The sequence below is a fragment of the Staphylococcus equorum genome (assembly GCF_001747895.1).
Classification (GTDB): domain Bacteria; phylum Bacillota; class Bacilli; order Staphylococcales; family Staphylococcaceae; genus Staphylococcus; species Staphylococcus equorum_A.
Genome location: NZ_LNNB01000009.1, coordinates 398,804 through 425,246, shown reverse-complemented (window position 1 = coordinate 425,246; position 26,443 = coordinate 398,804). Strand labels below are relative to the sequence as shown.

The 26,443-nt window shown below is 32.9% G+C and carries 18 protein-coding genes; 16 read left to right on the top strand and 2 right to left on the bottom strand.

Annotated elements, in window-relative coordinates; genetic code table 11:
- Positions 1-150 precede the first annotated feature (150 nt).
- The 3 genes from AST02_RS03870 to menI all read left to right on the top strand — a co-directional run bounded on the left by AST02_RS03870 (position 151) and on the right by menI (position 5,515).
- Entirely contained in the window at positions 151-1,794 is a 1,644-nt protein-coding gene (locus tag AST02_RS03870; protein WP_069815762.1) for a glycine betaine uptake BCCT transporter, read from the top strand.
- A 346-nt stretch (positions 1,795-2,140) separates the two neighbouring features.
- On the top strand, positions 2,141-4,846 hold the full coding sequence (acnA, locus tag AST02_RS03865) for an aconitate hydratase AcnA (RefSeq protein ID WP_069815761.1): 2,706 nt from the start codon (positions 2,141-2,143) through the stop codon (positions 4,844-4,846).
- 210 nt (positions 4,847-5,056) lie between these two features.
- Complete coding sequence (menI, locus tag AST02_RS03860; RefSeq protein ID WP_069815760.1) at positions 5,057-5,515, top strand: 1,4-dihydroxy-2-naphthoyl-CoA hydrolase MenI; 459 nt, start codon at positions 5,057-5,059, stop codon at positions 5,513-5,515.
- Positions 5,516-5,783: 268 nt separating this feature from the next.
- Here menI and AST02_RS03855 read toward each other — a convergent pair whose 3' ends face one another.
- Together AST02_RS03855 and plsY are read right to left on the bottom strand one after the other, a co-directional pair.
- The gene (locus AST02_RS03855; RefSeq protein WP_069815759.1) at positions 5,784-6,080 is read right to left on the bottom strand and encodes a HesB/YadR/YfhF family protein; all 297 of its coding nucleotides are present in this window, start codon (positions 6,078-6,080) and stop codon (positions 5,784-5,786) included.
- A 353-nt stretch (positions 6,081-6,433) separates the two neighbouring features.
- On the bottom strand, positions 6,434-7,042 hold the full coding sequence (gene plsY, locus AST02_RS03850; RefSeq protein ID WP_069816476.1) for a glycerol-3-phosphate 1-O-acyltransferase PlsY: 609 nt from the start codon (positions 7,040-7,042) through the stop codon (positions 6,434-6,436).
- A 204-nt stretch (positions 7,043-7,246) separates the two neighbouring features.
- On the opposite strand from plsY, the gene parE reads away from it, so the two are divergent.
- The 13 genes from parE to AST02_RS03785 all read left to right on the top strand — a co-directional run bounded on the left by parE (position 7,247) and on the right by AST02_RS03785 (position 26,367).
- The gene (parE, locus tag AST02_RS03845) at positions 7,247-9,241 is read left to right on the top strand and encodes a DNA topoisomerase IV subunit B (protein WP_141714411.1); all 1,995 of its coding nucleotides are present in this window, start codon (positions 7,247-7,249) and stop codon (positions 9,239-9,241) included.
- Positions 9,238-11,640 carry a DNA topoisomerase IV subunit A gene (gene parC / locus AST02_RS03840; RefSeq protein ID WP_069815757.1) on the top strand — a complete coding sequence of 801 codons (2,403 nt, stop codon included), beginning with the start codon at positions 9,238-9,240 and terminating at the stop codon, positions 11,638-11,640. The genes parE and parC overlap by 4 nt, the downstream gene beginning before the upstream one ends.
- A gap of 253 nt (positions 11,641-11,893) precedes the next feature.
- Complete coding sequence (locus tag AST02_RS03835; protein WP_069815755.1) at positions 11,894-13,339, top strand: alanine/glycine:cation symporter family protein; 1,446 nt, start codon at positions 11,894-11,896, stop codon at positions 13,337-13,339.
- Between the two features lie 160 nt (positions 13,340-13,499).
- Entirely contained in the window at positions 13,500-14,354 is an 855-nt protein-coding gene (gene glcT, locus AST02_RS03830; protein ID WP_069815753.1) for a glucose PTS transporter transcription antiterminator GlcT, read from the top strand.
- A gap of 337 nt (positions 14,355-14,691) precedes the next feature.
- The gene (locus AST02_RS03825) at positions 14,692-15,789 is read left to right on the top strand and encodes an acyltransferase family protein (protein ID WP_069815751.1); all 1,098 of its coding nucleotides are present in this window, start codon (positions 14,692-14,694) and stop codon (positions 15,787-15,789) included.
- A 331-nt stretch (positions 15,790-16,120) separates the two neighbouring features.
- Entirely contained in the window at positions 16,121-17,347 is a 1,227-nt protein-coding gene (locus AST02_RS03820; protein ID WP_069815749.1) for an AI-2E family transporter, read from the top strand.
- 455 nt (positions 17,348-17,802) lie between these two features.
- The gene (mprF, locus tag AST02_RS03815; RefSeq protein ID WP_069815747.1) at positions 17,803-20,328 is read left to right on the top strand and encodes a bifunctional lysylphosphatidylglycerol flippase/synthetase MprF; all 2,526 of its coding nucleotides are present in this window, start codon (positions 17,803-17,805) and stop codon (positions 20,326-20,328) included.
- Between the two features lie 449 nt (positions 20,329-20,777).
- Positions 20,778-21,341: a hypothetical protein gene (locus AST02_RS03810; protein ID WP_069815745.1), complete on the top strand. Its 564-nt coding sequence runs from the start codon at positions 20,778-20,780 to the stop codon at positions 21,339-21,341.
- A 227-nt stretch (positions 21,342-21,568) separates the two neighbouring features.
- Positions 21,569-22,567 carry a LacI family DNA-binding transcriptional regulator gene (locus AST02_RS03805; RefSeq protein WP_069815743.1) on the top strand — a complete coding sequence of 333 codons (999 nt, stop codon included), beginning with the start codon at positions 21,569-21,571 and terminating at the stop codon, positions 22,565-22,567.
- A 44-nt stretch (positions 22,568-22,611) separates the two neighbouring features.
- Entirely contained in the window at positions 22,612-23,001 is a 390-nt protein-coding gene (rbsD, locus tag AST02_RS03800; protein ID WP_069815741.1) for a D-ribose pyranase, read from the top strand.
- A gap of 12 nt (positions 23,002-23,013) precedes the next feature.
- Positions 23,014-24,507 carry a sugar ABC transporter ATP-binding protein gene (locus AST02_RS03795; protein WP_069815739.1) on the top strand — a complete coding sequence of 498 codons (1,494 nt, stop codon included), beginning with the start codon at positions 23,014-23,016 and terminating at the stop codon, positions 24,505-24,507.
- Positions 24,494-25,435: an ABC transporter permease gene (locus tag AST02_RS03790; RefSeq protein WP_069815738.1), complete on the top strand. Its 942-nt coding sequence runs from the start codon at positions 24,494-24,496 to the stop codon at positions 25,433-25,435. Before AST02_RS03795 ends, AST02_RS03790 begins: the two co-directional genes overlap by 14 nt.
- A gap of 17 nt (positions 25,436-25,452) precedes the next feature.
- A complete protein-coding gene (locus tag AST02_RS03785) occupies positions 25,453-26,367 on the top strand; it encodes a D-ribose ABC transporter substrate-binding protein (RefSeq protein WP_069815730.1) in 915 nt (304 codons plus the stop codon).
- The last annotated feature ends 76 nt before the right edge of the window (positions 26,368-26,443 follow it).

The following is a 26,443-nucleotide window of genomic DNA, read 5'->3' as shown; positions in this document are numbered from 1 at the left end:
TAAAGAGAATAGTTTTTTTAACTAAATTTGATATTAACACGGGGGTTTGTTATTCTAAGACGTGGCGAAACATAAAAATAGAATTTATTGTAATTTTTCTATTTGGGATTTTAAAAAAATTAAATAAGATGAGAAAGGGAGTTATTATTAATGAATTCTTCTAACAACGAACCTAGCGGTAAGAAGATATCTCCAGTTTTTATCTATAGTGCGATCATTGTAGCGATTGTAGTGCTTATTGGTGCATTTCTACCAGAACAGTTTGACACTGTAACGAATACAATCAAACTATGGATAACGGACAAACTTGGATGGTATTATTTAATACTTACAACGCTCATTGTTTTCTTCTGTGTTTTCCTAATATTTAGCCCTATTGGTAAATTGAAACTAGGTAAACCAAATGACAAGCCAGAATTTAATACGATTTCATGGTTTGCAATGTTATTTAGTGCTGGTATGGGGATTGGACTTGTATTCTATGGAGCGGCTGAACCAATGGCTAACTTTGCTGCCCCACCAACTGCAGATCCAAAAACAACTGAAGCATATACTGAAGGCTTACGCGCAACATTCTTCCATTGGGGCTTCCACGCATGGGCAATTTATGGCGTAGTAGCATTAGCGCTTGCGTATGCTCAATTTAGAAAAGGCGAACCAGGACTTATTTCTAGAACTTTACGACCTATCTTAGGTGATAAAGTAGAAGGTCCTATTGGAACAATGATTGATGTATTAGCAGTCTTTGCTACTGTTGTAGGTGTAGCCGTATCACTTGGTATGGGTGCATTACAAATCAATGGTGGTCTGAATTACTTATTTGGCGTCCCAACTAACATATGGGTACAAGGAATTATCATAGTAATAGTAACAATATTATTCCTTATGAGTGCTTGGTCTGGATTAAGTAAAGGTATCCAATATTTAAGTAATCTAAACATTAGTTTAGGTTTAATATTGATGGTAGCTGTACTAATTATTGGTCCAACAGTATTAATTTTAAATATGATGACAAGTTCAACAGGTAGTTTATTGAACACATTCTTATTTAATTCATTTGATACAGCAGCTTTAAATCCTCAAAAGAGTGAATGGATGTCTAGTTGGACACTTTACTATTGGGGCTGGTGGTTAAGCTGGAGTCCATTCGTAGGTATATTTATTGCACGTGTATCTAAAGGACGTTCTATCCGCGAATTTATCGCAGGTGTACTTTTAGTACCTGCATTAGTAAGTTTCGTTTGGTTCAGTGTATTTGGTGTACTAGGTATTGAAACTGGTAAGAAAAATCCTGAAATATTCGACATGACCGTAGAGACACAACTCTTTGCTGTGTTTAACGAAATACCTATGGGTATTATATTATCAATCGTTGCACTGTTATTAATTGCTTCATTCTTTATTACATCAGCTGACTCAGCGACATTCGTGCTAGGCATGCAAACGACATATGGTTCGTTAAATCCTTCGAATTACGTTAAAGTCACTTGGGGTATTGCACAGTCATTAATTGCTTTCGTATTATTATTTGCAGGTGGGGGTGATGGTGCACAAGCGCTGAACGCGATTCAGAGTGCCGCCATTATAAGTGCCTTACCGTTCTCCTTTGTAGTTATAATGATGATGATTTCATTCTACAAAGATGCCAACAAAGAGCGTAAGTTCTTAGGCTTAACATTGGCACCTAATAAACATAGATTGCAAGATTATGTACAACATCAAGAAGATGATTATGAAGATGACATTATTGAAAGACGTAAACCATTAAGAGACGATGAAAAAAACGAAAAATAATGTGAATTAACTGGGGATCCTAATGGACCCCCAGTTTTTTTGTGCGCAAAAAGATTAAATATTAAGCAGGAGCGGTTTTGTTAAAGCGTTTAATATAAATAAAAAATATAAGTAAAACAGTAAAAAGAATTGTATATATAATTAAATATAGGTGATAATGATTCTCAATTGATAACATTAACTTATTACACAATCATAGCGTGATAAGTTATACTTATACATACTGATTGAAAAATCAAATCTAAATTATATAGGTTTCTAGTATTATGTAGTTGTTTTAAGTTGCATTTAATTATACAATTCAGATAACGGCATATAATCAATATAAATTTCAAGGGGGATTTTTATGGCTTCTAATATCAAACAACAAGCGAAAAAATCGTTTGAGCTTAACGGAAAATCATATACGTTTTATGATTTAAACACGTTAGAAGAACAAGGTTTAACGAAAGTATCAAAATTACCATACTCAATTAGAGTATTACTAGAGTCTGTTTTAAGACAAGAAGATGGTTTTGTAATCACTGATGAACACATCAAAGCATTATCTGACTTTAACAAAGGTGCAGAAGGCGAAGTACCATTTAAACCATCTCGTGTTATTCTACAAGATTTCACAGGGGTTCCTGCTGTTGTAGACTTAGCATCATTACGTAAAGCAATGAATGATGTTGGCGGAGATTTGGATAAAATCAACCCAGAAGTACCAGTAGATTTAGTTATTGACCACTCAGTTCAAGTTGATAGCTATGCAAATCCAGATGCATTAGAACGTAATATGAAATTAGAATTTGAAAGAAACTACGAGCGTTATCAATTTTTAAATTGGGCTACTAAAGCATTTAACAACTACAGTGCAGTGCCACCAGCAACTGGTATCGTTCACCAAGTTAACTTAGAGTATTTAGCAAATGTTGTTCATGCTCGTGAAGTAGATGGTGAAACTGTAGCGTTTCCTGATACATTAGTTGGTACTGACTCACATACGACAATGATCAATGGTCTTGGTGTATTAGGTTGGGGCGTAGGTGGTATCGAAGCCGAAGCCGGAATGCTTGGTCAACCTTCATACTTCCCAATCCCTGAAGTGATTGGTGTTAGATTATCTAACGCATTACCACAAGGTGCAACAGCTACAGATTTAGCTTTACGTGTGACTCAAGAGTTACGTAAACAAGGCGTAGTTGGCAAGTTTGTTGAATTCTTTGGTCCAGGTGTACAACATCTACCATTGGCAGACCGTGCAACAATTGCAAACATGGCTCCAGAATATGGTGCAACTTGTGGTTTCTTCCCAGTAGATGAAGAAGCATTAAAATATATGCGCTTAACAGGTCGTTCTGAGGATCAAATCCAACTTGTTAAAAAATATTTACAAGAAAACAACATGTTCTTCACAGTAGAAGATGATGAACCAGAATATACTAAAGTTGTTGAATTAGATTTATCAACTGTTGAAGCTTCATTAGCAGGGCCAAAACGTCCTCAAGATTTAATTTTCTTAAGTGATATGAAAACTGAATTCCAAAAATCAGTTACTGCACCAGCAGGTAACCAAGGTCACGGATTTGATGAGAGCGAATTTGATAAAACTGTTGATATTGAATTTAAAGACGGTTCAAGTACAACAATGAAAACGGGCGACCTAGCTATTGCTGCAATTACATCATGTACAAATACATCTAACCCATATGTAATGTTAGGTGCTGGACTAGTTGCTAAGAAAGCAGTAGAAAAAGGATTAGAAGTGCCAGAATACGTTAAGACTTCATTAGCACCGGGTTCAAAAGTTGTTACCGGCTATTTAAATGATTCAGGTTTAAACAATTATCTTGATAAACTTGGATTCAACCTTGTAGGTTATGGCTGTACAACTTGTATTGGTAACTCAGGTCCATTACGTGAAGAAATTGAAAAAGCTATAGCAGAAGAAGATTTATTAGTTACATCTGTATTATCAGGTAACCGTAACTTTGAAGGACGTATCCATCCTTTAGTTAAAGGTAACTACTTAGCTTCACCACAATTAGTTGTTGCTTATGCTTTAGCAGGTACAGTAAATATCGATTTACAAAATGAACCTCTAGGTAAAGGCAAAGATGGCGAAGATGTATATCTAAAAGACATTTGGCCTACAATTAAAGAAGTTTCAGATACTGTAGATAATGTTGTTACACCTGAATTGTTCAAAGAAGAATATGCAACGGTATACAATAATAATGAAATGTGGAACGAAATCGATGTTACAGACAAACCATTATATGACTTCGATTCTGAATCTACTTATATTCAAAACCCTTCATTCTTCCAAAACTTATCTAAAGAGCCTGGAACAATTGAATCACTTGAAAATTTACGTGTTATGGGTAAATTTGGAGATTCAGTAACAACTGACCATATTTCGCCAGCAGGTGCTATTGGTAAAGACACACCAGCAGGTAAATACTTATTGGATCACGATGTTCCAATTCGTCAATTTAACTCATATGGTTCACGTCGTGGTAACCATGAAGTTATGGTCCGTGGTACTTTCGCTAATATTCGTATTAAAAACGAATTGGCTCCAGGTACAGAAGGTGGATTCACAACGTATTGGCCAACAGGTGAACAAATGCCAATATACGATGCAGCAATGAAATATAAAGAAGATGGCACTGGTTTAGTAGTATTAGCAGGTAATGACTACGGCATGGGATCTTCCCGTGACTGGGCAGCTAAAGGTACAAACCTTTTAGGTGTTAAAACAGTTATTGCTCAAAGTTACGAACGTATTCACCGTTCAAACTTAGTTATGATGGGTGTATTACCTTTACAATTTAAAGACGGAGAGTCTTCAGAAAGTTTAGGCATCGATGGAACTGAAGTTATTTCAGTTGATATTGATGAAAATGTTAAACCTCATGATTTAGTTAAAGTACAAGCTAAAAAAGAAAATGGTAAAGTCATTGAATTTGAAGCAGTTGCACGTTTTGATTCAAATGTAGAAATGGATTATTACCGCCATGGTGGTATCTTACAACTTGTATTAAGAAAAAAATTAGCTAGTAATTAATAACTTAAAGATTACACAGTAGCTGTCTGATATATAAATTCACTTGTTTTAAGTTCTTATGCAAGAGCTTAAGCACTTGTACTTCTTTATCTAATCAGTCTTGTGGGGGTGGGAAAATGAAATCAAACGTTGATTTCTGTCCTGCTCCCTTTTTTATGTTAATATTTAATGTGTAATAATGACTATGTGTATTTGAAAAGAGGACGTAAAATGATTTACAGTATGACAAAAATAGAATCACGTTATCAAGAGACAGATCAAATGGGCGTAATCTATCATGGTAATTATCCTACATGGTTCGAAGTCGCACGTACAGACTATATTTCTAAATTGGGCTTCAGTTATAAAGACATGGAAGATGCGGGTATTATCTCACCAGTAACAGATATAGATATTAAATATATTAAATCCATCACATATCCAGAAAAGGTAACAATTAAGACTTGGGTAGATAAATACTCTAGATTGAGATATGTTTATCGTTATGAGATTTTTAATGAAGTAGGCGAGTTAGCGACTACAGGATCTACTACTTTAACTTGTATTAAAAAGGAAGACTTTAAACCAATTAGACTAGATAAGTATTTCCCAGAGTGGCATGCAGCTTATCTTGATATTGATCAAAGAAATAAAGCGGGCGAAACGTTAGAGCTTGTACAAGGTATTTAACTCAATAATACTTTTCGTTAAGTATTGATTAAAAGATACATGATAAAACAAATAAAAAAGGATGATTTCTATATTATTTAATAGAAATCATCCTTTTTCTTGTTTAACTTTAATTCTTTTATCTCGAAAGCTTCTTTAATTATACTAATGATTAATCATTTGAATCTAAAAGTTTAAATACAACTGTGTAAGCAATATTATATAGAAGGAAGATAATAATCAACACTGATTGTACATTAACTTAAGTTCAAAATAATTTAACTATATATTATTTAGTAGTATACGAAATTTCATCAACACTATCATTTATATCGATGAATAAATTATCATCTTTAAAATACCATAAATCTTTTTCAGCGATTACAACGTCTAAACCTTCGTAATTATTTTCGTAACCAATTTCAACTTCATCTTTTCTGTCTACGCTAAAGGCAGGGCTAAATCCTTGTTTTAACTGAAATTCTCCACCATAACGAACGAAAAATTGTAAGACTTTATCACCTTCGGGTAATTCAAGTTCTTCTTTAAACCAAGACACTGCATTATTTGAAAGTTCTATTTCCATAATAAAAGTCTCCTTTCGGTTCACAAGTGCTTAACTTATGATAGTTAGTGACTAATCTAAAAATTAGTATTATATACATTACCCGTTTTGAGTAATACTAAAGATATTATAGCATAAATTATCAAAAAATTATTTAAAATCAATTTAGACATATGTGAAATAGCGAAAATCTATGTTAAAGCGCTACATTAGTAGTATAATAGAAGTAATGATGTTTTAAAGTGATCGAAGAAATTAATTCTTCGTACGTGGATGTTAGGGTCTTAAGCTAAAAATAAAAAGCTGGAGGCAATGAAGTCCTCTAGCTTTTTATTTTAATTACTTGATTGTTTACATAGTGACTTGTGTAATAGTTACATCCATTTTATTTTGGGTTCTTCACCTTTGAAAATTCTTACAATATTAGAACGGTGTCTAATAATCAGCAATACAACTACACCGATGCTAACGATAACCAAGATGACGTCTCGAATGAGTACAGCACCAATAAGACAACAGATTGACGCAATAATACTTGAAAGTGAAACATATTTTGTTAATTTCAATATTATAAAGAAAATAGCTGCTAGTATAATTAATAAGACAGGATTCATACCAAGTATAACGCCAGCACTTGTAGCAACGGCTTTACCACCTTTGAATCCAAGGTAAACTGGATATACATGACCTAAAATTGCGAAAGCACCAACGATTAATCCATTTGTGAAAAATGAACTAATAGGACCTTCTGCACTGACAGGTAACCATAGTGGGAAAAAGACAACAATGAAACCTTTAAATATGTCTAAAAAAGTAACTAGGAAGCCTGCTGGTTTACCTAATACTCTAAAGCTATTTGTCGCGCCAGTGTTGCCACTACCAAATTGTCTGATATCTTTTTTATAAAATAATTTTCCTATTACATAGCCACTTGGAAATGCACCAATGAGGTAACTTAGTATCAACATGATTATAATCATCATCATATATAATCCACATCCTTTAATGACATTAAAATTATTTTACCATACAAGACCATAATAAGACGAATAAAAATTTTCATAGAGGAATGAATTATTTTTTGAAAATTGATTTGGTGCTTGCAATTTATCCAGATTTATATAAGAATAACTAATGTATAGTTTTAAAAACGAACGTATGTTTGTAGGAGGGCGAAACGATTGGCAATGAATAAACAAAATAACTATTCGGATGATTCCATTCAGGTTCTTGAGGGGTTAGAGGCCGTAAGAAAAAGACCTGGTATGTATGTTGGTTCTACCGATAAACGTGGATTACATCATCTAGTGTATGAAGTTGTCGATAATTCCGTCGATGAAGTATTAAACGGTTTTGGTAGTGAAATCATAGTAACTATCAATAAAGATGAAAGTATTACAATAGAAGATAATGGACGTGGCATGCCAACAGGTATCCACACTTCAGGGAAACCTACTGTTCAGGTCATTTTCACGGTACTTCATGCAGGCGGTAAGTTTGGACAAGGCGGATATAAGACTTCAGGTGGATTACACGGTGTGGGCGCATCAGTTGTCAATGCGCTGAGTGAATGGTTGGAAGTTGAAATCTGTAGAGATGGTACGATATATACCCAAAGTTTTAAAAATGGTGGTAAACCATCATCAGGACTTGAAAAACATGGTAAAACAAAAAGAACAGGTACAAAAGTAACGTTTAAACCAGACCCTGAAATTTTCAAAGCAGCAACTTCATTTAATTACGATATGTTAAGTGAACGATTGCAAGAGTCGGCTTTTTTACTTAAAAGCCTAAAAATCACGCTTAGAGATTTAAGAGCTGGTAAAGAACGTGAAGATGTTTACCACTATGAAGATGGCATTAAAGAATTTGTGAGTTATGTTAATGAAGGCAAAGAAGTATTACACGAAGTCGCTAATTTTTCAGGTGAAGCGAATAAGATTGAAGTAGAAGTAGCATTTCAATACAACGATCAATACTCAGAAGGTATCTTGAGTTTTGTTAATAACGTTCGTACTAAAGATGGAGGCACGCATGAAGTTGGTTTTAAATCAGCTATGACACGTGTGTTTAATGATTATGCGCGACGTATTAATGAATTAAAAGAGAAAGATAAGAATCTAGATGGTAATGATATAAGAGAAGGGCTTACAGCAATTATATCGTTACGTGTTCCGGAAGAATTACTCCAATTCGAAGGACAAACCAAGTCTAAATTAGGTACGCCAGAAGCTAGAAGTGCAGTTGATTCTGTTGTTTCTGACAAATTGCCGTATTATTTAGAAGAAAAAGGGCAATTATCTAAATCACTAGTGAAAAAAGCACTGAAAGCCCAACAGGCGAGAGAAGCAGCACGTAAAGCAAGAGAAGATGCACGCTCAGGTAAGAAAAACAAACGTAAAGATACATTACTTTCTGGGAAATTAACACCTGCACAAAGTAAAAATACTGAGAAGAAAGAAATATACTTAGTAGAGGGTGACTCAGCAGGTGGTTCTGCTAAATTAGGAAGAGATCGTAAGTATCAAGCTATATTACCGCTAAGAGGTAAAGTAATAAATACAGAAAAAGCTAAACTGGATGATATATTCAAAAATGAAGAAATTAACACAATTATCCATACAATTGGTGCGGGTGTCGGTAACGAATTTAAGATTGAAGATAGCAATTATAATAGAATCATCATCATGACAGATGCTGATACCGATGGCGCACATATCCAAGTATTGTTATTAACATTCTTCTTTAAGTATATGAAACCTTTAGTAGAAGCTGGCAGAGTATTTATTGCACTACCTCCTTTATACAAATTAGAAAAAGGTAAAGGTGCTTCGAGAAAAATTGAGTATGCTTGGACTGACGAAGAATTAGAGCAATTACAAAATAAACTAGGTAAAGGCTTTACGCTACAACGTTATAAAGGTCTTGGTGAAATGAACGCCGATCAATTGTGGGAAACAACAATGAATCCTGAAACTCGAACGTTAATTAGAGTACAAATTGAAGATGAATTGCGTTCTTCTAAACGTGTGACAACATTAATGGGTGATAAAGTAGCGCCACGACGTGAATGGATTGAAAAAAATGTTGAATTTGGCTTACAACAAGAACAAAGTATTTTGGATAATAATGAAATTCAAATTTTAGAACAGGAAAACCCCGATGAGGAGGAAATAAATTGAGTGAAATAATTCAAGATTTATCGCTAGAAGATGTTATTGGCGATCGATTCGGTAGGTACAGTAAATACATCATTCAAGAGCGTGCATTGCCAGACGTTCGTGATGGGCTCAAACCTGTTCAAAGACGTATTTTATATGCAATGTATTCAAGTGGAAACACATATGATAAAAATTTCCGTAAAAGTGCTAAAACTGTCGGTGACGTCATTGGACAATATCATCCACATGGTGATTCCTCTGTATATGACGCAATGGTTCGACTGAGTCAAGGATGGAAATTACGCCATGTGTTAGTGGATATGCAAGGTAACAATGGTAGTATTGATAATGACCCAGCGGCAGCTATGCGTTATACAGAAGCTAAATTAAGCCCTATTTCAGAAGAATTATTAAGAGATATTAATAAAGAAACAGTGCCATTTATGCCCAACTATGATGATACGACAATGGAGCCTATGGTCTTACCAGCAAGGTTACCTCATTTATTGATTAATGGTAGTACCGGTATATCTGCAGGCTATGCAACAGACATACCACCGCATAACTTGGCAGAAGTAATACAAGCAACGCTTAAATATATTGATAACCCTGATATTACAGTGAGTCAATTGATGAAATATATTAAAGGGCCAGATTTTCCTACTGGTGGTATTATCCAAGGTATTGACGGTATCAAAAAAGCTTATGAAACCGGTAAAGGTAAAATCATTGTCCGTTCTAAAGTAGAATTAGAGGAACTACGAAATGGTAGAAAAGAGCTTATCGTTACTGAAGTACCTTATGAAGTGAATAAAAGTTCACTAGTTAAAAAAATGGATGAGTTACGCGCAGATAAAAAAGTAGATGGTATCGTTGAAGTACGTGATGAAACAGACCGAACTGGTTTACGTATAGCAATTGAATTGAAGAAAGACGTAAATAGTGAAGCGGTGGCGAACTTCTTATATAAAAACACTGATTTACAAGTTGCATATAACTTTAATATGGTTGCGATTAGTGATGGACGTCCTATACTTATGGGCATTCGCCAATTTATTGATAGCTATATCAATCACCAAATTGATGTTGTGACAAAACGTACGCGCTATGAATTAAACCATGCTGAAAGTAGAATGCATATTGTAGAAGGTTTAATGAAGGCACTTTCTATTTTGGATGAGGTCATAAAACTCATTAGAAGTTCTAAAAATAAAAAAGATGCTAAAAATAACTTAGTAGCTGAATATGATTTTAGTGATGCTCAAGCTGAAGCGATTGTGACGTTACAATTGTATCGTCTTACAAATACAGATATTGTTGAATTACAAAATGAACATGATGAATTGAAAAAAACGATCGAAGCTTTAAGAAACATCCTAGATAATCATGATGCCTTATTAAATGTTATTAAAGAAGAATTAACTGAAATAAGAAATCGCTATAAACAAAAACGTTTGTCTTCAATTGAAGCGGAAATTACGGAAATCAAAATTGATAAAGAAGTTATGATACCAAGTGAAACTGTAATCATGAGTGTCACGAAACATGGTTATATCAAACGTACTTCTTTACGTAGTTTTAATGCAAGTGGCGCCGAAGAAGTGGGTGTTAAAGAAGGCGATGAATTGCTAAAATATCAAGAAGTTAATACTTTAGATACAGCACTTGTCTTTACTAATAAAGGACGTTACTTGTATATTCCAGTGCATAAATTATCAGAGATCAAATGGAAAGATTTGGGTCAACACGTATCACAAATCGTACCTATTGATGAAGGTGAACATGTCATAGATGTCTTTTGTGAACGTGACTTTAAACCTGAAGCATTTTATATTCTTGCTACACGTGATGGTATGATTAAGAAAAGTAATGTTTCTATGTTCAAAACTTCACGCTTTAATAAACCATTAGTATCAATGAAGTTAAAAACGGATGATGAAATCATTAATGTCATGCGCATAGAAGAACCACAACTGATCACAGTGCTTACACATAAAGGTATGTCCTTAACATATAGTAGTGATGAACTTTCTGATACTGGCTTAAGAGCAGCTGGCGTTAAATCTATTAACTTAAAAGACGAAGATTATGCAGTGCTTACACAATTGATATCTGAAAAGGATTCAATTCTAATGGCGACACAAAGAGGTTCATTAAAACGTGTAGGATTTAAAGTATTGCAAACAGCAAAACGCGCACAACGTGGCCTTACATTGTTGAAAGAACTTAAGAAAGCGCCACATCGTATTGTAGCTGCCGAAGTTGTCCAACCAGGACAAAAGCAATATACAATCTATTCAAATAAACAACAAGAAACAGGCGAGATTAAAGATATTCATTTATCAGAACAATACACAAATGGTAGTTTCATAGTAGATGTTAATGACTTTGGAGAAGTGGAAAATTTAGTTGTTAAATAATATAAATTGAAAAAACTGTTAGTAAATGCAACTATATAATGATAAAATACCTTTTAGGTGCAATAAAAAATAAAACCAAGAGATTTATAGTGGAGCAAGATATGATAGTGCAAAGCCTTTAGCTAAACACTTTTAAACCTTTGCTCACTTTCATGTGCACATATGCATTTTGATTATTAATATGTACATGAAATAACTATAAATCTCTTGATTTTGCTATAAAATTTAAATTATATAGATGAGAGGGATTAAATTGAGTAATTTTGATAGTTTAATTCCAGATTGGTTCAAAACTTTTGTTCAAGTCGGGAATGATTTAATCTGGTCGCAATACCTAATTGGACTACTAATAACAGCAGGTTTATACTTTACTATTAGTTCTAAATTTGTTCAATTAAGATGGATTCCAGAAATGTTTCGTGCCATTGGCGAAAAACCCGAAACACTAGATAGTGGTAAGAAAGGTATCTCGCCATTCCAAGCTTTTGCAATAAGTGCGGGATCTCGTGTCGGTACAGGTAATATCGCAGGTGTGGCTACTGCAATTGTTTTAGGTGGACCAGGCGCTGTGTTCTGGATGTGGGTTATCGCATTGATTGGTGCAGCGAGTGCTTTTATAGAAGCAACTTTAGCACAGGTATATAAAGTACCTGATGAAGATGGTGGTTTCCGTGGTGGACCAGCTTATTACATAACTAAAGGTTTAAATCAAAAATGGCTAGGTGTTTTATTTGCCATATTAATTACAGTGACATTTGCATTTGTGTTTAACACTGTGCAATCTAATACGATCGCTGAATCATTAAAAACACAATATAACGTAAGCCCTGTTGTAACAGGTGTCATTTTAGCAATACTAACAGGTGTTATTATTTTTGGTGGTGTCCGTAGTATTGCCAAAATATCATCAGTCATCGTACCATTTATGGCAATCATATATATCGGTCTTGTAGCTGTTATTTTGTTTATCAATTATGATCAAATTATTCCAATGATTACTACAATTGTTAAGAGCGCCTTTGGGTTTGAACAGGCGACTGGTGGTGCTGTTGGTGCAGCGATTTTACAAGGAGTTAAACGTGGTTTATTCTCCAACGAAGCTGGTATGGGTTCTGCACCTAATGCTGCGGCAACAGCAGCCGTTCCTCACCCTGTAAAACAAGGTTTAATTCAATCGCTAGGTGTATTCTTTGATACTATGCTTGTTTGTACAGCAACTGCGATTATGATTTTATTATATACAGGATTAGAATTTGGTGAAAATGCGGCACAAGGTGTTGCAGTAACACAATCTGCACTTAATGAACATTTAGGTAGTGCTGGTGGTATTTTCTTAACAGTAGCAATATCATTATTTGCTTTTTCATCTGTGGTAGGAAATTATTACTATGGACAGTCAAATATTGAATTTTTATCAAAAAACAAAGCATTATTATTTGTTTTTAGATGTTTAGTTGTTGTACTTGTATTTGTAGGTGCAGTAATTAAAACAGAAACTGTTTGGGGCACAGCCGATGTATTTATGGGCTTAATGGCAATCGTCAACTTAGTCGCAATTATAGGATTATCTAATATTGCATTTGCAGTTATGAATGATTACCAACGTCAACGTAAAGCAGGTAAAAAGCCTGTCTTTAAACCAGAAGAATTAGAAATTAATTTATTTGGCATTGAAAGCTGGGGCATGAAAAAGAAATAATTATATAAAGTGATTGTAACTATGTATTTTCTATAAAATGGAAATGCATAGTTTTTTTATGTAATAATACTATGAAATTAATAGAAAAGCGTTTTACTACTTTCAATTTTATAATTTTCACTATATAATGCTTATTGACATAATAAGAAGGATGAGTGACATGAGTTCTTACCTTATTACAAAGGTTTTAAATAACAATGTAATTATTTGTACTAATGAAATGCAAGAATATGTATTAATTGCAAAAGGCATTGGTTTTAATAAAAAGATTGGAATGACATTACATGAAAACCAATCCATTGAAAAAGTATATATATTAGATCAAAAATCACAACAAGATCATTATAAAACATTGGTTGAATTAGCTGATGATAACTTGATACAAGCCGTGATTGATGCAGTAAATATTATTACCAATTCGGTAATGAAAATAGACAATCAAAAATTGGTTGTATCGTTAACAGATCACATTATTTTTGCTTATAAGCGTATGAAACAAAATCAATTAATTAATAATCCATTCGTCATGGAAACAAAGCAATTATATAGTGAGGCATATGAAATAGCAGAAAAAGTAATTGAACGATTAAACGATGTTTTAGAAGTGAATTTTCCTGAGGATGAGATTGGTTTTATCGCATTACATATCGCTTCTAATACTGAAACAGTGTCCATACGTGAGATGGAAACGATAAATGTGTTGATTAATAAAAGCATCTTTATTTTAGAGCATGATTTGAAACATACAATAGATAAAGAAACGGTACAATATCAACGATTTATTAGACATATTCAATTTTTAATAAGAAGATTAAATAAAGGGGAAGTATTGCAAAAAACAAGTGCGTTTGAAGAATTATTAAAAACGCAGTACCCTTTGTGTTTTAATATCGCCTTGAAAATAATGAAAATGTTGCAACAAGAACTGAATGTTACTATATATGAGGCAGAGGTCATTTATTTAACATTACATGTTTATCATTTTATGGCTGCTAAGCCGTCAGATCAAACGTAATTTAATTCATCACAAAATCGGACAATGATATAAATTTATGTATAAAAATTATTATATGACCCAGTTAACACTGCTAATAGCACTTAGTCATTTCAAATGACTAGGTGCTGTTTTTTAAAACCACAAACTAAATTAAAAAACTTTGCTATTTTAATTTAAATAAAAAGTAATTTTACTTTTTAAAAATGTTGAAATGTAAAGAGTGTTTAGAAAATATTAAATAACATATAATAATGTATTAAGATTCAACTTTTCACCGCCAACAAGGTTTACAGCTTATGTTGAACATTATAGACTTAGTCTTCAGGTTAATTATGAGTAGGGGGGCTACAGTTGCGTGAAGTATTATGATGAAGTGCCTATTATAAGAGCAGTAGCGGCTATGTTAGTTGTAGCAATTCATACAGTCAATAGTATTGGTTATTCAGCTTCAACAGGCGATTTTACTTCTGACGCTTTAGGATATATCAATCAAATGGCAAGATTAGGCACGCCTATATTTGCTGTTATTAGTGCTTTTTTATTGACGATATCAGTTATTAATAGAGGATTTAGTTTGAATTACTTTATGAAATCTAGATTTAGTAAAATCTTTATCCCTTACATAATTTGGACGATTTTTTATTTGTTATATAGAGAATATTTTTTACATAACCTTGAGGACGACGGTAAGTTAATTAACTATTTTGTTTATGGTAAAGCTAATTTTCATTTATACTTTATTTTGACTGTCATTCAATTTTATTTTCTTTTTCCATTTGTGCATAAATTTAAAAAAGGTTGGCCAATCATATCGGTTTTCATTTTAGCGACCATTGTCAACATTGTTTGGATCGTCATTCAGCCAATTTCATTAGGTGGCGGAGGCGTCGAACGCTTTGTTAATGATAAACTGTTTATTTTGAATTGGATTTCATTCTTTATGCTAGGCATTGTATATGCTAAATTTTATAATGAAATAAAAGAATTGATATTTAAGTATAAAACGCTGCTTACTATAATTATTGCAATATTATTTATAGATTTACTCATAAGTATTGATTTAGAAAATCTCAATAGTTCAATCACAATATCGAACATTATTTATATTCCATTCTTTATCGTTTTTCTTAATTACATGTACGAGCATGTTAAGAAAAATAAGATTGTATTAAATACGTTAACGGTAATTGGTAACTATTCAATGGGGATATACTTAGTTCACTATGTTGCCATACAATTTGTGAAAAGATTACCAATTGTAGAGAATATAGCACCACAAAGTAAATTTGTGAGTGTCTTTATTGCAGCAGTTGCACTATCTGCATTATTAGTATACTTAATTGGTAAATTACCTTATGGCAATTATATCGTTCCGATTCCTAAAAAGAAGACGAATAAAAATAAAGATATTACCGAAGAACCAGTTCGTGAAAATGAACCCACTTTAAATTAACAATTTAGAGCTCTCGTATTATTGTGGAATATACTAACTTCTAGGCAAACCAAGCAAATTTTCACGTTTGGTTTGTCTTTTTTTATTAAAAGCTGTAGTAGTACAAAAATAATGAAAGTATTGTTGTACTTTTATTATGTGTATAATTTCTCAAAAAGATTCTTACGATATATAATGTGGTAAAATATATGTTTGGAAGATGACGAATGTGTTAATATTAATATTAGCAAATAAATCGACAATGCATTTTATGTTCGTAGTTTTGTACTACGATTTGTATCATTTAATGTTAAATTATAATTTTAGAATCAAATTAAGGTATGGTGAGTATATGTCGAATGAAGAAAATATAAAGCAAGAAAAAAAGAGTGGAAAAGATAAATTGAGACTGAGTTTTCCAGAAACCCGCTTCATGAAGTTTTTAGGCGGTAAAGATTTACTTTTTGGTTTGTTGATTTTAATATTAGTAGGTTTTTCAATTTTTATATTTGATCAAGTTTCTTACATTTTCAAACCATTTATTATCGTATTTAATACGCTTGCAGCACCTATCATTGTATCAATTATTCTCTATTATTTATTTAACCCGGTAGTTAATTTAATGGAACGATATAATATTCCAAGAGTTTGGGGCGTTATCATTTTATTCCTACTCATCGTTGGTGTAATATCATTGGCAATTAATCTACTTATCCCAGTGATTGGGTCACAATTCAAAAGTTTTGGTAATAATTTTCCATACTATGTTGATAAAGTGAATCAATTTATTGATAGTCTTACTAAATTTTCTGTGATATCTAATTTCTATACGCAGATTCAAGATCAACTTGATACATTAGCAAAAAAATTACCAGGTATGGTTTCTGATTATTTTAATGGTTTTGGATCTAAAATCAAGAATTTTGCCGAAGCATTAGTCAATGTTGGTGTAGTAATTGCAACAACACCATTTGTATTATTCTTTATGTTAAAAGATGGCTATCGTTTCAAAGATTTTTCTACAAAATTGATGCCACCAAAATTCAGAAAAGATTTTCATGATTTATTAGACAAAATGAGTGTTCAAGTAGGTTCTTATATCCAAGGACAAATTGTTGTTTCGTTCTGTATTGGAATACTATTATTTATTGGTTATAGCATTATTGGATTAGATTATAGTTTAATCTTAGCATCTATTGCAGCTGTAACGAGTGTAGTACCATACATTGGTCCTACGATTGCAATTTCACCTGCAATTATTATTGCATTAATTACTTCACCAATTATGTTGTTGAAATTAATTATCGTGTGGACTGCTGTACAATTTATTGAAGGGCACTTTATTTCACCGAATGTAATGGGTAAAACACTGAAAATACATCCACTAACAATTATTTTTATCTTGTTAAGTGCGGGTAACTTACTCGGTGTAGTTGGGGTTATTTTAGGTATACCAGCATACGCTATCTTAAAAGTGCTTATTTCACACTTATATTCTATGTATAAACGTAGATATAATAAATATTATGGTCAAGATGCAGGCGAGTATCAAACTTCATCAGAAGAAGAAATTCGTTAATATCAACGCATCCTTCAATTAGATTGCATAGTAGCTGCTTGATACCTAAGTGAAGTTGTTTCAAGTTCCTGTATTACTTTTTCGAGTCAGTCTTATAGAGCGGTGATAGGAAATCAGATTTTGATTTCCTATCACCGCTCCTTTTTTATTAGAAAATTTTTGATTTTGAAATTATATGCTTGCCTGGGCATGGGAGTGGATAGAAATCTATTGCTAATATAACAATAAAGGTTGTGACCGCAGAAAGCGCGCATAAAATGACAAAGGCTGAAACTTGTCGTTTTTATATGCTCTGCGTTTCATAATGACTTCACTGTGCATCGTATAAATGATTTGAATGAAAGCCACCTAACAATTATGTTATATAGATGTCATTAAAAATTTATTTATTATATTTTAGTGTTGTGCTATATTTTTTATGACACAATAGAAACACTGAAAAGAGAAGTGAAGATATGTCTAAGGAATTAAGAAGTAAATTATTTTCTATATTAAAAATAGTATTTGCAGTTACGTTATTTATTTTTGTTGTTTTCACATTATATAAAGAACTCTCACATATTAATCTTAAAGAAACAGTAAAATCATTTGGAGAAATTAATAGAGTATGGTTAGTTGCTTTATTTTTAAGTGGTGGGTTATCTATTATTGTATTATCGCTTTATGACGTCCTCTTAGTAAAAACGTTAAAGTTGAAACTCTCTTTATTGAAAACGATTCGTATTGGTTATATTGTAAATGCACTTAATGCTGTCGTAGGCTTTGGAGGTTTTATTGGTGCAAGTGTACGTTTTCTATTGTACAAGAACGCAACTGATGATAAAAAGGCGTTAGTACATACAATCTCTATTGTTTTAATATCAATGTTAACAGGACTTAGTTTACTGTCTATCCTTGTAGTGATTCACGTATTTGACGTGACGCACATATTTAGCCCTTTTCCATGGATTCGATGGTTATTGTATATTGTGGCACTATTTTTACCAATATTTATCATAGTTACTTATGTAAAACCAGTTAAACAATCACATAAATTACTTGGTATTTATTGCACAGTTGTTTCTGGTATTGAATGGATGATAGCGTCATTTGTATTATATATGGCTTTAGTCATTGTAGGCATCCACATACCATTTACTGCTTTTATGGGCATATTTATTATAGCATCACTATCAGGTTTAATTAGTTTTATTCCTGGTGGGTTTGGAACATTTGATTTAGTCGTATTATTAGGTTTGAAAAGTCTAAATGTACCGGAAGAAGAAATTGTTTTAGCATTATTGCTCTATCGTTTTGCATATTATTTATTCCCAGTGTTAATCGCGTTGATTCTTTCTACATTTGAATTCAGAAGTACTGCAAAACGCTATTGGGAAGATTCAAAGCTTAGGTTACCAGTGAAAGATATGACATCACTCGTAGCATCGTATCAAAAAGATATAATTGTAAGAGTGCCATCGTTTTCAATTGCACTATTGTTGATGTATACAAGCCTCATATGTTTTTTAAATAATATGACGATTATATATGATGGTTTATATGATCCGAATCATTATATTTATTACATTATCGTATCAGTACATACATCGGCATGTTTACTTTTATTATTAAATATAATTGGTGTATATCATCTCTCTAAACGAGCTATTTTATTTTCAATGATTTCGATTAGTTTAATATTTATTGTTACAGCTTATACTTATGCTTCTTTTATACTACTGAGTTGGCTAGCAGTTATGTTTGTCCTACTATTGGTATTTTATAGACGCTCAAATACAATTAAAAGACCATTCAGATATACAAAATTATGGTTAAGTGTCGCTGTCGGTGCACTCATTTTGTATATTAATCATATTGTTATAGATGGGACATTCTATACATTAGATATTTATCATTTGGAAATGGACAGTTCAATATTAAGGTATTATTTCTGGTTTACAATTCTACTCGTTGCTATTATTGTCGGTGCAATCGTCTGGTGGTTTGAGTATCGTTATAGAGTAAAGAATAGAAGTAACAATATTGAAATATGTGAAGCAATCATAGCGCAAAATGGCGGTAATTATTTAAGCCATTTAATGTATAGTGGAGATAAGCATTGTTTTATTAATGAAAAAGAAGATGCCTTTCTTATGTATCGTTATAAATACAGTGCCTATATTGTATTAGGTGACCCAGTAGGCAATCCAGAATCGTTTCATGAATTATTAGAAACGTTTTACCGTGAAGCACAATACTTAGGTTATGATGTGATATTTTATCAAGTAACTGATAAATATATGTCACTTTACCATGATTTTGGCAATCAATTTTTCAAATTAGGCGAAGAAGCGGTTATAGATTTAACTACATTTACTACATCAGGTAAAAAGAAACGTGGCTTACGTGCAACATTAAATAAGTTTGATGATCTTAATCTAACTTTTGAAGTGTTAGACCCACCGTTTTCATCCAAATTACTTGCGGATTTGAAAAACATTAGTGACGATTGGTTGGCAGAAAGGAATGAAATGCATTTTTCTGTAGGTAGCTTTAATGAATACTATGTATCGCAAGCACCTATAGCGATCATTAAAGATAAAGATGAATCTATCATCGCATTTTGTACCTTTATGCCTACGTATTACAAAGCAACACTTTCTGTAGATTTAATTCGTTGGAAGGCAGATAGTAAGTTACCTTTAATGGATGGCTTGTATTTGAATATGTTGTTATGGGCAAAGGCGCATAATTATGAGCATTTTAATATGGGTATGGCTACATTATCTAATGTGGGGCAAGTGCCGTTTTCATTTTATGGAGAGAGGATCGCAGGTAGAGTTTTTGAACATTTTAATGGTCTATATAGATTTCAAGGTCTCAGAAGATACAAAGAGAAATTCAATCCTCTTTGGGAACCAAGATTTTTAGTTTATAGAAAACATCATTCATTATGGCTTAGTATGTTAAAAGTGATACGTGTAATTAGAAAGCATAAATAAGAAGGAAGAAATATAAAAGCAACCAACACACGTTTTATGTGTTGGTTGCTTTTTTTAAGGAGTTTAAAAGTGTTTAATGGTTTCTGTAGTTAATATCTGGAGAAGTTATTAACTACTTTAAATAAACTAACTGGTAGAACTGTTCTAAATATCATTTGACTCTAACTATATATGAATTTCTCGTTACCCCTTTGTTAAGGTATAATCATAATATATCATCATTAGAAAACGCTTTCAATGGTGGGGAGTAAGATTATTCAAATAAAAAATGACATTTTATCTACATAATTTCTTTTTAAAATTTAATTGTATTATTACTATTTGCTAGGAGTGGAACGATCGCTAAAAATAGAATTGTATGATAATTATTTAATATTAAAAATAGATTCAATCAGTTCATCATTTGTAGTAAGATATAAAATAAATTAAAAATATTGGGGCGTATTAAAATGAAGAAGATCATAATTGGCATTATCTTAGCCTTATTAGTTATTGCATTAATCGTTGCAGGCACGTTTTTATACCAATCCCTTAATTCTAATTATAAAGGGACAAATCAAGTTTCTCAGAGTAATGAGTACAATAAAGAAAAAAGTAACGGTCATCCGCCGAAAATAGATGTATTAGCACAGCAATTTAGCACAGATTTCATGAATCGTGATACAAGACATGGTTATCATAAAGTATCGAAGGGGATGCACAAAGATAAAATAGAAGCTGAATTTGGTAAAAGTGAAAAAACAATGAATATTGCCGGTGTGAAAGTTGTTAAATACGGTGACATTGGGGTTCACTATACCAATCATAAAGTGAGCCGCTTCTTTATCATACCGGAAGACGTGAATGTCCAACAATTTAGACAAGTACATGGTACAAGAACAATAAACTACGAAGAAAATACAATGATCTATGATGATAATCCTAATAATAAATTCTCGGTAAAAGTTTATGTAGGTCAAAATGGTGAAATTAAGGGGATAGAAAGTATAGATCAAGTAACGGACAATCATTAAAAAGTACAAAGTGGCAATTATAGTTATTTAATATATCCAGATAAATAGTCATAGTATTGAACGACATTACATATGATTTGATAAAGGCATTGATATGTTAGAGCGGTATTCTAAAGTTAAAAGAATACCGTTTTTTATTTTTAAAAACTGCAAATAGCTCTACAGAAAATTAATCTAATAAATAAAACATACGATTGTTCTATTAAATTATAAAAAGTTGTGGTAATATGAAAGCGGTTACACAAATTGAGGTGATTTCATTGGCAACAATAAAAGAAGTAGCTCAATTGGCAGGATGCTCAGTAGCAACTGTCTCTAGAGCAATCAATAATAATGGTTACGTAAAAGCACAAACAAGAGCACAAATTGAAAGTGCGATTAACCAACTGAATTATCAACCGAATGAAGCGGCACGTACGTTATATAAGCGAAAATCTAAAATGATAGGATTATTACTTCCAGATATTAGTAATCCGTTTTTCACACTTATTGCTCGCGGAGTAGAAGATGTAGCTTTGGCACACGGTTACCAAGTATTGATAGGTAATAGCGATAATGATATTGATAAAGCAAAAAATTATCTTTCTACATTTGTAGCGCATAATTGTACGGGTATGATTTCCACAGCGCTAAATGAAAATGTAATTGAAAATACACTTCATTCATATGGTATTCCATTTGTATTTGTTGATCGTATTAATGATGGCAATGAAGGGATTTCTACAAATCATTTTGAAGGTGGTCAACTCCAAGCTCAATTAATCATTGAAGGACAGGCACAGCACGTATTAATCGTGCATTCTGATTTAAATGTAGCTGCATTCCAATTACGTGTGAATGGCGTAGAAACATTACTCAACCAACATAATGTGTCATATTGTCGTTGTGAAGAAGAACAAATAGATGACGAAACACAATTTATTAAACAAATACGTCAAAATCATATCGATAGCATTATATGTAGTAATGATTTGATTGCGATTAAAATATTGGGTGTGATTCAACAACATGGATTTAAAGTGCCGAAAGATATACAACTTGTTGGCTATGATGACATACCATTTTCAAAAATGACATTTCCTCAAATTACAACAATAGATCAATCGGCATATCGTATAGGTGAACTTGCTGTATCGAAACTCCTCAATTTGTATGAGGAGGGAGACGCGGACCACGTTGATCAAGTAGCGATTACAGTGAAGCGGAGGGAAAGTACGAGATTTTAATGCATAACATGTAACGGGTTACATAAAATTTTAGGAGTGATTGAATGTATAAGACAGGTATATTAAATAGCGAAATTTCCAAGTTGTTAAGTGATTTAGGGCATACTGATCAAATTATCATTGCAGATTGTGGACTTCCAGTTCCAGAAGGCGTGAAAAAGATTGATCTGGCATTGGAATTTGGAAAGCCTTCTTTTATTGAAGTATTTAACCTTATAAAAACGCATATGGAAATCGAGCAAATGACATTAGCTGAAGAAATGATAACGCAAAACACGGCATTATATCAGACATTATCAGCTGAAAATATTGAAATTCAAACAACGTCACATGAGCAATTCAAAGTACAAAGTAAAACAGTTAAAGCCATCATTCGCACAGGTGAAGCTAAACCGTTTGCTAATGTTGTACTAACAAGCGGTGTTTTATTTTAAGGGGTGAATAAAATGATAAAGATGGAACAAATATATAAATCGTTTGGGCAAAATGACGTATTAAGAGGCGTGGATTTTGAAATCGGTGATGGTGAGATACATGCGTTAATGGGAGAAAATGGTGCTGGGAAAAGTACATTGATGAAAATACTCACCGGTGTATATAAGTCGGATAGTGGGTCTGTTGAAGAAAACGGTGAAGCGATTCAATTTAAAAATACCAAAGACGCGGAACTTAATGGTGTGTCGTTCATACAACAAGAGTTAAATATATGGCCTAATTTAACAGTGTTAGAAAATTTATTTCTTGGTAAAGAGGAAACAAAGTTCTTAGGTGTTGTCGATAATAAAGCGATGAAAAAACAGGCAAATGCTATTTTCAAAAAGTTAAATATTAATATCGACTTAAATAAAGAAGCGGGTGCTTTATCTGTAGGTATGCAACAGATGTTAGAAATTAGTAAAGCTTTAATGCAAGATTCAAAAGTCATTATTATGGATGAGCCTACTGCAGCATTAACAAATAACGAAATTGATATTTTATTTGAACAAATTCGAAAACTGAAAAGTGAAGGTGTGTCATTTGTCTATATCTCTCATAGAATGGAAGAAATTTTCAGTATTTCAGATCGTATTACGGTAATGCGAGACGGACGTTCCATCTTAACTTCTGCAACAGCAGATACAACAAATGAGAAAATTGTTAAGGCAATGATTGGTAGAGACCTAGATAATCAATACCCAGACAGACATTACACGCAAGATGAGGAAGTTGTTCTTTCTGTAAAAAACCTCAGTTCTACTGAACATAAATTGAATGATATTCACTTTAATCTACATAAAGGTGAAATTTTAGGTTTTAGTGGATTGATGGGTGCAGGACGTTCTGAAATTATGCGTGTAGTGTTTGGTTTAGATAAGGGGCATATGCAAGTAACTCTCAATGATAAACAACTACAGATAAATAATCCTAATCACTCTATCAAACAAGGCTTAGCATTTATCACAGAGAATAGAAAAGAAGAAGGCTTGGTCTTGCAAGATTCAATATTAGAGAATATCTCGTTACCAGCGTTGAAAAGTTTTTCGAAATCCGGCTTTTTAACACGAGCTTCTATGGAGCAATATGCAGAACAAATGATTCAACGTTTGAATATTAAAGGTAAGAAAAATGATGCATGTGTTGATTTATCAGGTGGTAATCAACAAAAAGTTGTTATTGCAAAATGGATAGCAACTGCGCCACATGTCCTAATCTTAGACGAGCCTACACGTGGTATTGATGTAGGTGCGAAAAGAGAGATTTATCAATTGATGAATGAATTGACCGAACGAGGCATGTCTATCATTATGATTTCATCAGAATTACCTGAAATTATAGGCATGAGTGACAGAGTGGCCGTTGTGCATGAAGGAAATATTGCAGGCGTGCTAGAGAAAGCATCATTAACAGAAGAACGTATTATGACATTAGCTACTGGAGGGGAAGTACATGACACAGTCTAAACTATCATTTTCATATTTAGAAAAAATAATTCCATTTATTGGGTTAATCTTATTAGTTATTATCATTAGTGCATTAAACAGCGCATTTTTAGAACCATCCAACTTATTTAATTTACTGAGACAAGTATCGATTAATGGACTCATTGCATTTGGTATGACATTTGTTATTTTAACGGGCGGTATTGATTTGTCCGTCGGTTCTACATTGGCGTTATCAAGTGCGATGGTAGCAATTTTAATGGTATCAGGTGTAGATTCAATGATTGCGTTATTACTCGGTTGTATCTTTGGTGCAGTTCTAGGGGCCATTAACGGTTTGTTAATTACTTTAGGTAAGATGGCACCATTTATCGCAACATTGGCTACTATGACCGTCTTTAGGGGCTTAACACTAGTGATTACGGATGGTAACCCGATTACAAACTTAAATGGGAGCTATGCATTCCAATTATTTGGTCGTGGTTACTTTTTAGGCATACCTGTTCCGGCAGTTACAATGTTTGTTACGTTTATCATTTTATATATTTTGCTACATAAAACAGTATTTGGTAGACAAACTTATGCTATGGGCGGTAATGAGAAGGCAGCATTTATTTCTGGTATTAAAGTAAATAAATTAAAAATCATGATTTATAGTTTAGCTGGCTTAATGTCGGCAATGGCAGGCGCAATATTAACATCACGCTTAAACTCTGCACAACCAACAGCAGGTATGTCATATGAGTTAGATGCGATTGCAGCCGTTGTACTGGGTGGTACATCACTTACGGGTGGTAAGGGACGCATACTCGGTACATTAATTGGTGTACTTATTATCGGTGTGTTAAACAATGGTTTGAACTTATTAGGCGTTTCATCATTCTATCAACAGGTTGTTAAAGGTGTAGTGATTATCATAGCTGTATTAATTGATAGAAAGAATAAATAGTGTGGGAGGTTAGCAAGATGAAAAAAATATTAATCAGTGCAATTGCGATTTTATTATTTTTAACAGGATGTTCACTTGAGTCTCCTTTGGAAAATAATGATGACGGTAAGTCAGATAAGAAAAAATCTGATATTGTCATTGGTGTAAGTATCTCAACGTTAAACAATCCATTCTTTGTGAAAATTAAAGATGGTATTGAAGATGAGGCAAAAAAACAAGGTGTTAAAGTGAAGTTTGCAGATGCGCAAGATGATGCAGCAAAACAAGCAAACGATATTGATGATTTAATACAACAAAATGTAGATTATCTTATTGTGAATCCTACAGACTCAGATGCAATTTCTGGTAGTATACAAATAGCTAATGATCAGAATATACCAGTAGTAACCTTAGATAGGGAAGTTGCTAAAGGGGAAGTCGCTTCATTTATTGCTTCAGATAACGTTAAAGGTGGGGAAATGGCTGCAAACCTCATCGTTGATAAATTTGGGGAAGGTACTAAAGTTGCAGAGTTAGAAGGTATACCTGGGGCAAGTGCTACAAGAGAACGTGGTAAAGGGTTCCATAACGTAGCAGATGACTCACTTGACGTGGTATCCAAACAAAGTGCGAAATTTAATAGAACAGAAGGATTGGATGTAACTCAAAATATTATTCAAGCACATCCAGATATTAAAGCAATCTTTGCACAAAATGATGAAATGGCATTAGGCGCAATAGAAGCGGTAGGCAGCAAAGATATTAAAGTTATTGGTTTTGATGGTAATGAAGATGCAATTAAATCAGTAGACAAAGGTAAGTTATATGCCACGGTCGCGCAACAACCTGATTTGATGGGTGAAGAAAGTTTGAAAACAGTAATAGATTTACACAAAGGTAAGGAAGTAGAGAAGAAGAATAAGATTCCATTAGAAATGAAAAAACAAGAGTAGTAGTAAAAAATAGCTTATAGTGCTAGAGGGAGACTAATAAGTGAGTTCAATCATATAATATCAAAAGGCCGGATGC